Source organism: Rhizobium freirei PRF 81 (genome assembly GCF_000359745.1).
Classification (GTDB): Bacteria; Pseudomonadota; Alphaproteobacteria; order Rhizobiales; family Rhizobiaceae; genus Rhizobium; species Rhizobium freirei.
Map to the genome: position 1 here is coordinate 565,610 of NZ_AQHN01000089.1, position 12,697 is coordinate 578,306.

Below are 12,697 nucleotides of genomic sequence, written 5' to 3' on the forward strand. Positions count from 1 at the left end.
CATGATCCCGCAGGAGATCATCCGGCAGAAGCGTAACGGTGCTGTGCTTTCAGCCGCCGATATTGATGCGTTTATCGGTGGATTGGGGCGCGGCGAACTGGCCGAAAGCCAGATCGGCGCCTTTGCCATGGCCGTCTGGTTTCGCGGCATGACGCGCGAGGAAACGGTGGCCCTGACGCTGGCCATGGCCCGCTCCGGCGATACGCTCTCCTGGGAAGGGATCGGAAGGCCGATTGCTGACAAGCACTCGACGGGCGGCGTCGGCGACAATGTCTCGCTGATGCTCGCTCCCATCGCCGCCGCCTGCGGTCTCGCCGTGCCGATGATTTCTGGCCGTGGCCTCGGTCACACTGGCGGAACGCTCGACAAGCTCGAATCCATTCCCGGCTACGGCATCACGCCGGATGCCGCCCGCTTCCGCAAGGTGGTCGACGAGGTGGGCTGCGCCATCATCGGCCAGACCGGCGCTCTGGCGCCCGCCGACGGCAAGCTCTATGCGGTGCGTGACGTCACCGCGACGGTCGATTCCGTGCCGTTGATCACCGCGTCTATCCTGTCGAAGAAGCTGGCGGCCGGGCTGGAAACCTTGGTGCTCGACGTCAAGATCGGCAGCGGCGCCTTCATGACCTCGCTTGAAGAAGCCGAGACGCTGGCGCGCTCGCTGGTGGAGGTGGCGAACGGCGCAGGGGTCAAGACCTCTGCCCTGATCACCGACATGAACCAGCCTTTGGCCGATGCGGCGGGCAATGTGGTCGAGCTTCGCAACTGCCTGGATTTCCTGCGAGGGAACAAGGCAGGCACGCGGCTCGAGACGGTCGTCCTCGCCTTCGCATCGGAAATGCTGGTTCAGGCCGGCATTGCCGCCGGCTCGGCAGAGGCCGAGGGCAGGGCGCGCGAGGCGCTGGCATCCGGCAAGGCGGCGGAAGTCTTCGGCCGCATGGTGCATAATCTCGGCGGGCCTGTGGATCTGCTTGAACATCCGGATCGTTATCTGGTGGCCGCACCGGTGCAGAAGCCGGTTCTTGCGGCTGCCGATGGCTGGCTCGGTGCCTGCGATGCGCGAGGGGTCGGCATGAGCGTCATCGATCTCGGTGGCGGCCGTCGCCGTCCGCAGGACAAGATCGATCACCGCGTCGGCTTCAGCGATATCCTGCCGCTCGGCACGAGGGTCGGCAAGGGCGATCGCATTGCCACCGTTCATGCGGCAGATCAGGCGAGCGCGGAGACGGTTGCGGCTGATTTGTCGGCTAATTATCGTATCGTCGATACGGCACCCGTTTTGCCGCCTGTCATTGTCAGCCGGATTTGACGTGAAACAGCGGCATAAGGCGGCGCGGTGGCCTCGTGAGTTCCTGGGCGTTCTACTGCTTCAGGAGCAGCGCGCCGTTCTGGACTCCGTAGGAGTTCAACTTCTTCATGAAGCTCATGCCGATTAGCGTCGTACTCAGCGCGCTATCCTTTGCCACCATGGCGTCGAGATCGCGGACCCGGATCGTGCCGATTTCCAGGCGGTCGAGTTTGACATAGGCGACTTTAGACGTACCGTTTGCCGTTTGTAATGAATAGCGATAATCCAGATCGACGCTGCTGAAGCCGAGGCTGCGCGCGGTACTTTCATTGATCGTGACATAGGTCGCGCCGGTATCGATCATGCCATGCACCGGCCGGCCATTGATCGTAAAATCACTTTGATAGTGCCCACCCGCATCGGCGCGCAACAAGACGCTGCCGTAGGAAACCGGGGGCTCCACCTTTGACGGCGCAAGCGAAACGACTTGTACCGGAGCCGGCTTCTGAGCGGCTTTGCCGTATTCGTTCACGAGGATAGGCACTTGGGTCGCCGCAGCGGCAATGATACCGGCAAAAACGAGAACGCGAACGAGCATCGGCAAGACCCCTCCTGCGGGCCATGCCATGTATAAGCCCAGTGTGCTGAAATGATGCTAAGGCAATCAATAAAAAGCCCGGCAGTTGAATATTGCCGGGCTTCAGCAGGAGTATAGCGATGGAATTTACTTCGTGCCGTACATGCGGTCGCCGGCATCGCCGAGGCCGGGCACGATATAGCCCTTCTCGTTCAGATGGCTATCGATCGCGGCGGTGAAAACAGGCACGTCCGGATGCGCGCCGCGGAAATTGGCGATGCCTTCAGGAGCCGCCAGCAGGCATAGGAAGCGGATGTTGTGTGCGCCGCGCTCCTTCAGCTTGTCGATGGCGGCAATCGAGGAATTGCCGGTCGCCAGCATCGGATCGACGACGATGATCAGGCGCTCGGAGATGTCCTCCGGCGCCTTGAAGTAATATTCGACCGGCTGCAGCGTCTCGTGATCGCGATAGACGCCGATATGCGAGACGCGGGCCGAGGGCACGAGATCGAGCATGCCTTCGAGCAGGCCGTTGCCGGCACGCAGGATCGAGGCGAAGACCAGCTTCTTGCCTTCGAGGATCGGCGCATCCATCGGCTGCAGCGGCGTCTCGATGGTCTCTATCGTCAATTCCAGGTCGCGCGTCACTTCGTAACAAAGCAGCGTCGAAATCTCGCGCAGCAACCGGCGGAAACTCCCCGTCGACGTCTCCTTCTTGCGCATGATTGTGAGCTTGTGTTGTACAAGCGGGTGATCGATGACAGTGACGCCGTCCATGGTTTCAGCCTTCCAGTAACTCCGTGACATGAGATGGTTCTTTCACGGAAATCGTCTTCGGTGCAAGAAAATAGGCCGATTTTGGAGATTTCATCCCCAATCTGCGGCCTAAACCTTGGCTTTACAGCCTTGCGAGCAATGCCGCCCGTGTCGCCTCGTCCACGAAGGCCGCGTCGATCGCCGTGCGTGTCATCGCATCGATCTCGTCGTCGCGGAAGCCAAAGGCAGTGGAAGCCAGCTCGTATTCGCGCTTCAGCGAGGTGTGGAAGAAGGGCGGATCATCGGAATTGATCGTCACGCGCACCCCGGCATCGCGCAGCTTGCGCAGCGGATGCGACCGGAAATCCGGAAAGACGCTGAGCGCGACGTTCGAACCGGGGCAGACCTCCAGCACCGTGCCGAGATCGGCGAGACGCCTGACGAGATCCATATCCTCGATGGCGCGTACGCCATGGCCGATACGGTCGGGGCGCACCAGCTCGACGGCATCGGCAACGGAAAAGGCGCCGCAGACCTCGCCGGCATGAATGGTGATACCGAGACCGGCCTCTCGGGCGATATCGAAAGCCCGGGCGTAATCGGCCACACGGCCCATGCGCTCTTCGCCGGCCATGTTGAAGCCTGATATCAGCGGATTGTCGCTTTTGGCGGCATACTCCGCCGCCTTCACCACTCGCTCGGGGCCGAAGTGGCGCTCGCCGGTTACGATCAGCCGCGCCTCGATGCCGGTGTTTACCTTGGCAGCACGGATGCCCGCCGACACACCCGCCATATAGGCGTCGGCGCCGAGGCCGATGCGGTCGCCATGATCGGGCGAGACGATGAGTTCGCTGTAGATCGTGCCGATGCCGGCAAGCTCTTCCAGATAGGTTTCCGTCAGCAGTGCATAATCTTCCTCGGTGCGATAGACCTCGGAAACCTTGTCGTAGCAGACGAGGAATTCGGCAAAGTCCTTCCAGAGGTAAACGCCGTCCTTAAGAAAGGCGCTGGTGTCGACGCCATATTTCTCCGCCTGTGCCAGCGTCAGCGCCGGCGGGGCTGCGCCCTCCAGATGGCAATGCAGCTCCACTTTCTTCAAATGCGATGTCAAAGGAAACTCCTCCCGTGCGGCCCGGCCGCAATGCCCAGATGTCGAGCGACCGTTTCGCCGATGTCGGCATAGGTCTGGCGGACGCCGATGGAGCGCGAGCGGATGCCCGGTCCGTAAGCCATGACCGGCACGCGCTCGCGCGTGTGATCCGTGCCGCGCCAGGTCGGGTCGCACCCATGATCGGCCGTCAGAATGACGAGATCGCCCGCCTTCAGCTTCTTGTGCACGTCCGGCAACCTGGCGTCGAAGGCCTCAAGCGCTGCCGCATAGCCGGGCACATCGCGGCGATGACCGTAGACCATGTCGAAGTCAACGAAATTGGTGAAGACCAGATCGCCGTCGGCAGCCTCGTCCATCGCCTTCAGCGTCGCATCCATCAGCGCCATGTTGCCATTGGCCTTGATGACCCTGGAAACGCCCTGATGAGCGAAGATATCGCCGATCTTGCCGACGGCATGCACCGTCCGCTCGGCCTTGACCAGACGGTCGAGTAGGGTCGGCTCAGGCGGCAGCACGGAAAAGTCGCGGCGGTTGCCGGTGCGCTCGAATGTCGCCACGGTCTCCCCAATGAAGGGGCGGGCGATGACGCGGCCGATATTGTAGGGGTCAAGCAGTGTGCGCACGATCTTGCAGAGGGCGATCAGCCGGTCGAGCCCGAAATGCTGCTCATGCGCCGCAATCTGGAAGACGGAATCGGATGAGGTGTAGCAGATCGGCTTGCCGCTGCGGATATGCTCTTCTCCGAACCTAGCGATGATATCGGTTCCCGAGGCGTGGCAATTGCCGAGAATGCCGGGCAGATCTGCCGCTTCGCAAATGGCTTTCACCAGATCCGGCGGAAAGGCATCGCCCTCGGTCGGAAAGTAACCCCAATCGAACATTACGGGCGTTCCGGCAATTTCCCAATGGCCTGACGGCGTGTCCTTGCCGTGGGAGACTTCGCTGGCACAGCCGTAAAGGCCATAAAGCCTCTCCGGCTGCGGCATGCCGGCAGGATAGCCGCCCGATGCCGCCTTGGCGATTTCGAGCAGGCCGAGGCCGGACATGTTTGGCAATGTCAACGGTCCTTGGCGCAAGCCTTCGCGGTCGGCAGCGCCGGCGGCGCAGAATTCGGCGATATGGCCGAGCGTATCGGCACCTTCGTCGCCATAGCTTTTGGCGTCCGGGGCGCCGCCGACGCCGAAAGAGTCCAGAACGAAGAGAAAGGCGCGCGCCATGGATCACCCGATAAAGATCGTCGCACGCGGCAGCAGGTTCGGCCGCATGCTCAAGCTGTCACCCATATAACGGAGGCATCGACTTGGCAATTTTCCGTTTTGCAGGACCTCGCCTTGGTGCTGATCGTCAGCAGTCGCTGCAGGTGATCGAGGTGCCTGCGCGCTGGCGGTAGTAAAATTGCCGGCCGATCGTAATCTGACTGGTGCCGTTCGGCAGGAAGTTGGTCCCGAAATTCATGAGCTGATACGGGATGGCAAGCTCGCTGCGCACAAGAAAGGTGCTAGCCTGGTTCATATTGCTCGGCACGGTAACGACGGTGCCTGATGCATAGGGGGTCGTCCCGTCCTGGGCCCAGGACCACGCCACGGTGGCTTTACCGCTGGCATCGACGGCGATGCCGGTAATCTTCAATGTCAGGCTTGTCGTGACATAGGGTGCGAAAATCGCGCCGGCGACCGAAGGCATGGTCGCTAGTATCGACTTGCTAACGCTTGTTTGCTGCGAGACGATATCCGCGATCGACCCGGCGGAGCGGCTGGCGCGCTTGGAGACATTGAGGCCGACGGTAAGCTGGAACGCACCAAGATAGAGCAGCAGCAACACGGGGAAGAGAATGGCGAATTCGATTGCCCCGACGCCGCGCCGGTCGCGAGCAAAACGCCGCAAGGTGCCGGTGAAGCTGGCGTACTTCCGGATCATGTCCCGTCGCCCGCTCACGGATAGTTCTCATTCTGGAAGGCGGCGGTCGCGACGATAAGATAGGTCGTCGGCATCGATCCGTCGGATGGGTGGATGTTGGACAGATAGGGACGCATCAGATCGGTAATGATCTGCCAGCGGTAATAGGCGCGAACCATATTCAGGGTCTTCGCGCCGCCCGGTGCGAAGGCAAAGCCTGTCGTGCTGAGGTCGGAATAAGGGTCGGTCGATGATTGGCGCGGGATCGTCGTCGGCATGGAGGCGAAGCTCGTATAGCTCTCGACGTCCAGATAAAGGCTGGATGGCGTTGCGACTTCCGTTGACGAGCAGGTGATCAGCACCGCAATCTGGTTGCAGAATGCCTGCCGGAACTGCTGCTGCGTCATATAGGAAGGCTTGGTGGAATCGCCTGTAATCTGTCCGGTCCTGATCTGGCGTGACAGGGTGTCGACGGCGTTCGAAATGACCTGTTCTGCGGTAAAGGCGACGAAGGTTTCAATGACCGCGAAGATGATCAGGAAATAGGGAATGGCAAGCAGCGCGAATTCAATGGCCGCCGTTCCGTCCCGCGACCTTACGAATTCGCGCAAGCTACCCGGGATACGCCGTTGCGTCGGGGCCTTGTTCGCGAAAAGATCGTTGTCCGGTATCATTGAACATCCGCAGCGATTTACACGCGGATGAAACTAAAGACGTTTTCTTGATAATCCGTTTCTCTTCCCTCTCCATATTTAGAGGAAAATACGATTATCAAGATGAAGGTAATTCTTATGTAGTACTTTAGAATATTTGCGAAAATAAATGGGGCTACTGACTGGTTGGCGCAGCTGCCGAAGTATTGTTCTGCTGTGCATGCTGCTCGCAATTGGGCGTGCATGACAATACTGCGCGATCCGTCTGGCGAAAGACGCGAACCGTATTGCCTTCATCGATCGAGACGAGAATCTGTTCGTCGACGATGGCGTTGCCGTCGGCATCGAGCAGGATGATATTCGTCGTTCCGAAGGCGCGACCGGTCAGCACGATGGTCTTCGGATCGGCGACGGTCGCGTCAGCAACCTGGGCATTGCCGACGATGACCTTGCTGACAGGGCGATCAAGCTTCAATACGCGCGCGTGATCCATATAAACGCGCAGCAGATTCTCTCCGGCAGCATGGCAGAGCTGCGGTATCATGCCGGCCACGGCAACGATGCCGGCGAGGAATGCGGTTCTGCCGCCGATGGGCATGGCTTGGCCTCTTGGAATGCGTAGGGCGAAATAATCGTTCGATAGAATGAGAAAGAATGGTGAATGAAGGATTAAGGCAGCTTCAGTCGGTGCGACTATGGTGCAAATGTCCCATATGTGGCCTCTGCCCTCACGCTTTTGCTCTCGATATGGGTTGGTTTAAGACAAATTGCATGTTGTACTAATATTCATACGTCTAATAATTTCCATTTCGTTGAAGATTTTCTTTAAAAATGCAAACGAAGACAGGTATTCAACATTAACTATTCTTTTTTGGCTTCCGTATTTACAACTGATTAACCCACTTCCTTAAAGCGATGGAAACGGCGAACAGCTACCGTGCAGCTCATCCGATCAACGGCAACAGTTGGCGGACGTGCTGTCAACAAATTGAGTGGAGTAAATTCATGTCCAAGCTTTTTTCGCGTTTCCTGAAGGATGAATCGGGTGCGACCGCTATCGAATACGGCCTGATCGCAGCTCTGATCTCGGTTGCCATCATCACCGGCGCAACCACCCTGGGCAATACGCTCAGCAACACCTTCCAGAATATCTCGAACAAGATGAACACTGCTTCCGCCGCGCACTAATAGCGTCTTGGTAGTGCAACGGAATGTTTGATGCAGAAACCGCTCAGTAAAAATGAGCGGTTTTACCTTTTTAACATATCAGGCTGGATCAATGTCATGCTCGAAGCCGCGGTACTATTTATCTTCCCGCTCTGCATGTCGATCGCCGCGATCTCCGATCTACTAACGATGACGATCCCAAATCGCGTATCCCTGGCGCTCGCGGTATCGTTTCTTGTCTTTGCGCCGATTTTCGGGCTGCCCTTTGCGGAAGTCGGCATGCACTTGGCCGGTGCAAGTGCCGTGTTCTTTGTCTGCTTCGCATTATTCGCACTGAATGTCATGGGCGGCGGCGACGCGAAACTGCTTGCCGCGGCCGCGCTTTGGTTCGGTTTCGATTCGTCCCTTGTAGAATTCCTCATCTATGTCGCGTTTATCGGCGGCGTGGTCACATTTCTGATCATATTGCTGCGGTCGCAATCGAGCATCATCATGGCCATCGGCCTTCCTTTGCCGAATTCATTGGTCACGGCCAAGAAGATCCCCTACGGAATTGCCATCGCCATCGGGGGAATTCTCGCCTTCCCAGGCTCGTCTCTCTTTATCGCAGCCACGCAACGGGCGATTTAGGTTGAAATCTGGCAGAGCAATGTATTTCTACGTGAATATTGTCTAATATTCATCAAGTAATCATGGTTAAGTAACAATAAATGTAACGTACCATTAACCATAATTACACCAATTGCCGGTCATTCTGCGGGGCGAAGAATCCTGTTCCCCAAGGAATGTCCATGAAACCCGCTCGCTTAATGATACTCGCAGTGGCAGCCGTCGCGGCCGGAATGGCCGGCCTGCTGGCGATGCGTCTTGCCGGCAAGCGCGATATCGTACCGCAGCAGATTGCAGCGGTGGTGGAGAAGGAAGCGACGATCAATGTGCTCGTTGCGAGCGCCAATCTGCCTGTCGGCTCGCGCTTGAGCGAGAAGTCGGCCCATTGGCTGGCCTGGCCGGAAAGCGGTGTGGTCAAGGGCCTCATCACCCAGAGCGACCGTCCCGATGCCCTGAAGGACCTGAAAGGCGCTGTCGTCCGTTTGCCGATGTTCGAAGGCGAGCCGATTCGCGAAGAGAAGGTTGCCGATGCGAGCAGCCGTATCCTTTCTTCTCTGCTGCCGTCCGGTAAGCGCGCCGTCGCCACCGAGATTTCCGTTGCCACCGGCGCCGGCGGCTTCATTCTCCCGAACGACCGAGTGGACGTCATCATGGTCCGCAAAAGCGCGCAGCAGCAGCTGATCACCGAGACGGTGCTCAGCAATGTGCGCGTCCTGGCGGTCGATCAGCAGATCGAAGAAAAGCAGGATGGAAGCAAGGCTGCGGTCGGCGCAACCGCGACGCTGGAGCTGACGCCGGATCAGGCAAAGGTTCTGGCCGTCGCACATCAGATGGCCGACCGGTTGACGCTGGCGTTGCGCTCCGTTGCCGACGCGCAGCAACCCGATACGACGGCAGCCGACTATCTGCTGGCCGGCGATAATGGCGGCGGTCTCGTGCAAGTCATCAAGTCGGGAACAATCGTGACCGATGGCCCGACAGGGCCGAAACCACAATGAGAAGGGGCGGGATGATGTTCAAGACAAGCAAGAAGGCCAGCCTTCCCCTCGCTGCAACGCTTTCCTTCTCCGTCGCCTTTGCGGGCCTGCCTTTGGCGGGCGCTCCGGCGTTTCTGCAAACGCAAGCGGCGCTTGCCGGCGGCTCCGACAGTATCGTTACCATCGCGGGCCTCGGCACGAAACGCACCTTGAAGCTTGGTCTCAACAAGGCGCTGGTGGTCGATTTGCCGGCCGACGCCCATGACATCCTCGTTTCCGACCCCAAAATGGCGGATGCCGTGACGCGAACCTCGCGCCGCATCTACCTGTTCGGCAAGACGGTCGGCCAGACCAACATCTTCATCTTCGGCGCCGACGGCAAGGAGATCGTCAGCCTCGATCTCCAGATCGAGCGCGACATTGCCGGCCTGCAGGCCAACCTCAAGCGCTTCATTCCGGACTCCGACATCAACGTCGAGATTGTTTCCGACAACATCGTCATGACCGGTACGGTGCGCACGCCGCAGGATGCGACACGCGCCGAGCAGCTTGCACAGGCTTTCCTCAAAGGCGGTGAAGCGACGACTCGAAACCAGACTGCCTCGGGCAGCGGCGACAACAACGCGGTCGCCATTTTCGCCGAAGCGCGGCAGACGTCACAGATCGTCAACATGCTGCAGATCGAAGGCGAAGATCAGGTGACGCTCAAGGTGACCGTCGCCGAAATCAAGCGCAGCGTGCTGAAGCAGATCGGCTTCGACAACCTCGTCCGCAACGCCTCCGGTGGACAGCTGGTTGCCCAGCTCGGCAGTCCCGGCTCGGATGGGACTGCCGCAGTTGGCGGCGGCGGTCTTGCCAGCTTGTTCAAAACCGCCATCGGCAAATACAATATCAGTACTTATCTCAATGCTCTTGAGCAGGCTGGCGCCGTCCGTACGCTGGCTGAGCCGACGTTGACGGCGATCTCAGGCCAGGCCGCGACCTTCAATTCGGGCGGTCAGACGCTATACGCCGTCACGAACAAGGACGGGAGTGTCACGGTCACGCCCTTCACCTATGGCATCAGTTTGGCCTTCACGCCTGTCGTGCTGTCTGCCGGACGAATCGCCCTGCATGTGCAAACCCAGGTTTCCAATCCGGTTGGCACGGCTAACGCCGGCACGGCAACCTACAACCAGCGCGCCGCCGATACTTCGGTGGAGTTGCCGTCCGGCGGCTCCATCGCTTTGGCCGGTCTCTTGAGCGATACCATTCAGCAGACCACCAACGGTACGCCGGGTGCCTCGAAGATTCCGATCCTGGGTGCGTTGTTCCGCCAGAAGAGCTTTCAGCGCGACGAAAGCGAGCTGGTCATCATCGCGACGCCCTATCTGGTGCGTCCGGTCGCCCGCAATAAGCTTGCTCGTCCCGACGACAATTTCTCTCCGAGCAACGATATCAGCGGCGTCTTCATGAATCGTGTCAACAAGATCTACGGCCGCAGAGATGGGCCGCCGGTCGCCGATGCCGATTTCCACGGCACTGTCGGCTTCATCTACAAGTGAGGGGATGGGGGATCATGACGCGCGCCTTTTCAACCGGATTAACCAGGGATCAAAAGATGGCCAGCCTCGAACGCAACGCGCCTCGCACCGGCCGGCCCCGTTCCTTCACGCTGGCCCTGATCGCGCCGGCCCTGATCTTGACGGCCGTCATCAGCGGCTGCGCCGCTTCCCAGGATCGCATGACGACCAGCGCCATCAACGATGACTATCGTCAGCGCCACCCGATCGTGTTGACCGAGAAAGAACACCATCTCGACATACCGGTTGCCGCCAGCGATCGCCGCCTGACCACGGGAATGCGCGACACCATCCGCGGCTTTGTGCAGGATTACCGCGCCCATGCCAGCGGCACGGTTGAAATTTTGGCGCCGCGGGGATCGATGAATTCGTCGGCCGCCTCGACTTTGCGTCAGCAGATCCGAAAGGAATTGGCGGGGAATGGCATCCCGTCGGCGCGCATCGTCGACAGTTACTATGCAGCCGGCGATGCTGGCGACGCAGCTCCGATCCGCTTGCGCTTCACCGCCACGACTGCAGTCACCAATACCTGCGGTCAATGGCCGGACGATCTGAGCGACAACGCCTTCGACAATCAGAATTACTATAATTTCGGCTGCGCGACGCAGCACAATCTGGCGGCGCAGGTCGCCAATCCGACGGATTTGATCTCGCCCCGTGCCTCCTCGCCGATCGACACCGATCAGCGTAGCAAGGTGATCGACAATTATCGCAAGGGCTCGGTCCCGCTGAGCACGGCCACCCTGGGCGGCTTCGGCGGCAGCGGGAGCGGCCAATGAGCATGAGAACTATCCGCCGGCGGAACAGGATGAAATCATGAACGCCATCGATTACGAAATCGAACCGACTGCCGAAGACGCCGGGGACGCCCCGCACTCCGGCAACCTCGAGAACTTGCGGCCGCTGCCGCGCATTTCCGTGCACGCCTTCTGCGAAAGCGATCAGTTGCAGCGCGTAATGGACCAGTGCGCCAACGATCGGCGCATGTCCAAGGTCAGCCTGCGCATCACCAGCGGCAGCACGGCGGCGGCGGCGAACATGTTCGCTTCGACGCCGACACCGAACCTGATCATCCTCGAGACACGCGCCAATCCGCGCAACCTGCTGGCGGAACTTGCCCCGCTCGCCGCAGTCTGCGATCCGAGCACCAAGGTGATCATCGTCGGCTATCACAACGATATCGGCCTCTACCGCGAGCTCATCCGCAACGGCATCTCCGAATATGTAGTGCAGCCCACCGATATGGCCGACCTTATGACGGCGATAGCGGGGATTTTCATCGATCCCGATGCCGAGCCGCTCGGCCGCAGCATTGCCTTCATCGGTGCCAAGGGCGGGGTGGGCGCATCCACCATCGCCCATAATTGCGCCTTCGGCATATCGAACCTGTTCTCCACCGAAACCATTCTGGCCGATCTCGATCTGCCCTACGGCACCGCCAACATCGATTTCGATCAGGATCCCGCACAGGGGATTGCCGAAGCCGTCTATGCGCCGGAGCGCCTGGACGAGGTCTTTCTCGATCGATTGCTGACCAAATGCTCGCAGCATCTCTCGCTGTTGGCGGCACCCTCCATGCTGGATCGCGCCTATGATTTCGACGCGCATGCATTCCTGCCGGTGCTCGATGTTCTTCAGCGCAGCGCGCCGGTGGCGGTGCTCGATGTACCGCATCTCTGGACGGAATGGACGCGCTCTGTGCTTGGAGCCGTCGACGAGGTCGTCATTTGTGCAGCCCCCGATCTCGCCAACCTGCGCAACGCCAAGAACCTGATCGACGCGCTGCACAAGCTGCGGCCCAACGACAAGGCACCGCATCTCGTCCTCAACCAGGTAGGCATGCCGAAACGCCCGGAGATCAGCCCGTCGGAATTCTGCGCGCCGCTGGAACTTGAGCCGATCGCTATCATTCCGTTCGACATCAATCTCTTCGGCAACGCGGCCAACAGCGGCCAGATGATCTCGGAAACCGATCCGAAGTCGCCGGTCGCCGAGGTCTTTTCGCAGATATCGCACACCGTCACGGGGCGCGTCGCTTTGAAGAAGGCGAGAAAGGGCGGTCTGCTTGGCCTCCTGAAACGCAAGTAACTGCAGCAGTAGA

General features: G+C 59.7%; 14 protein-coding genes. 7 read left to right on the plus strand and 7 right to left on the minus strand.

Features of this window, described 5'->3' with window-relative positions:
- Position 1: 1 nt before the first annotated feature.
- A complete protein-coding gene (gene deoA, locus RHSP_RS30435) occupies positions 2 to 1,309 on the plus strand; it encodes a thymidine phosphorylase (protein ID WP_037155412.1) in 1,308 nt (435 codons plus the stop codon).
- A gap of 52 nt (positions 1,310 to 1,361) precedes the next feature.
- Here deoA and RHSP_RS30440 read toward each other — a convergent pair whose 3' ends face one another.
- The 7 genes from RHSP_RS30440 to RHSP_RS30470 all read right to left on the minus strand — a co-directional run bounded on the left by RHSP_RS30440 (position 1,362) and on the right by RHSP_RS30470 (position 6,879).
- On the minus strand, positions 1,362 to 1,886 hold the full coding sequence (locus RHSP_RS30440; protein ID WP_004128174.1) for a TIGR02281 family clan AA aspartic protease: 525 nt from the start codon (positions 1,884 to 1,886) through the stop codon (positions 1,362 to 1,364).
- Between the two features lie 126 nt (positions 1,887 to 2,012).
- On the minus strand, positions 2,013 to 2,642 hold the full coding sequence (gene upp / locus RHSP_RS30445; RefSeq protein ID WP_004128177.1) for a uracil phosphoribosyltransferase: 630 nt from the start codon (positions 2,640 to 2,642) through the stop codon (positions 2,013 to 2,015).
- 121 nt (positions 2,643 to 2,763) lie between these two features.
- A complete protein-coding gene (locus RHSP_RS30450) occupies positions 2,764 to 3,732 on the minus strand; it encodes an adenosine deaminase (protein WP_037155414.1) in 969 nt (322 codons plus the stop codon).
- On the minus strand, positions 3,729 to 4,949 hold the full coding sequence (locus RHSP_RS30455; protein ID WP_004128188.1) for a phosphopentomutase: 1,221 nt from the start codon (positions 4,947 to 4,949) through the stop codon (positions 3,729 to 3,731). Before RHSP_RS30455 ends, RHSP_RS30450 begins: the two co-directional genes overlap by 4 nt.
- 127 nt (positions 4,950 to 5,076) lie before the next feature.
- The gene (locus RHSP_RS30460; RefSeq protein WP_004128191.1) at positions 5,077 to 5,649 is read right to left on the minus strand and encodes a TadE/TadG family type IV pilus assembly protein; all 573 of its coding nucleotides are present in this window, start codon (positions 5,647 to 5,649) and stop codon (positions 5,077 to 5,079) included.
- A 14-nt stretch (positions 5,650 to 5,663) separates the two neighbouring features.
- On the minus strand, positions 5,664 to 6,302 hold the full coding sequence (locus RHSP_RS30465) for a TadE/TadG family type IV pilus assembly protein (RefSeq protein WP_004128194.1): 639 nt from the start codon (positions 6,300 to 6,302) through the stop codon (positions 5,664 to 5,666).
- A 154-nt stretch (positions 6,303 to 6,456) separates the two neighbouring features.
- Positions 6,457 to 6,879: a pilus assembly protein N-terminal domain-containing protein gene (locus RHSP_RS30470; protein WP_004128197.1), complete on the minus strand. Its 423-nt coding sequence runs from the start codon at positions 6,877 to 6,879 to the stop codon at positions 6,457 to 6,459.
- 407 nt (positions 6,880 to 7,286) lie between these two features.
- Between RHSP_RS30470 and RHSP_RS30475 the strand changes: the two genes are divergently transcribed.
- The 6 genes from RHSP_RS30475 (at position 7,287) to RHSP_RS30500 (ending at position 12,684) form a co-directional block, all read left to right on the plus strand.
- Positions 7,287 to 7,469: a Flp family type IVb pilin gene (locus RHSP_RS30475; RefSeq protein ID WP_004128206.1), complete on the plus strand. Its 183-nt coding sequence runs from the start codon at positions 7,287 to 7,289 to the stop codon at positions 7,467 to 7,469.
- Between the two features lie 96 nt (positions 7,470 to 7,565).
- Positions 7,566 to 8,078 carry an A24 family peptidase gene (locus RHSP_RS30480; protein ID WP_004128209.1) on the plus strand — a complete coding sequence of 171 codons (513 nt, stop codon included), beginning with the start codon at positions 7,566 to 7,568 and terminating at the stop codon, positions 8,076 to 8,078.
- Positions 8,079 to 8,239: 161 nt separating this feature from the next.
- The gene (gene cpaB / locus RHSP_RS30485) at positions 8,240 to 9,055 is read left to right on the plus strand and encodes a Flp pilus assembly protein CpaB (RefSeq protein ID WP_004128212.1); all 816 of its coding nucleotides are present in this window, start codon (positions 8,240 to 8,242) and stop codon (positions 9,053 to 9,055) included.
- A gap of 14 nt (positions 9,056 to 9,069) precedes the next feature.
- Entirely contained in the window at positions 9,070 to 10,578 is a 1,509-nt protein-coding gene (locus tag RHSP_RS30490) for a type II and III secretion system protein family protein (RefSeq protein WP_004128215.1), read from the plus strand.
- A gap of 56 nt (positions 10,579 to 10,634) precedes the next feature.
- Entirely contained in the window at positions 10,635 to 11,375 is a 741-nt protein-coding gene (locus RHSP_RS30495; RefSeq protein ID WP_004128219.1) for a CpaD family pilus assembly protein, read from the plus strand.
- Positions 11,376 to 11,412: 37 nt separating this feature from the next.
- Complete coding sequence (locus tag RHSP_RS30500; protein WP_037155417.1) at positions 11,413 to 12,684, plus strand: CpaE/TadZ family protein; 1,272 nt, start codon at positions 11,413 to 11,415, stop codon at positions 12,682 to 12,684.
- Positions 12,685 to 12,697: the final 13 nt, after the last annotated feature.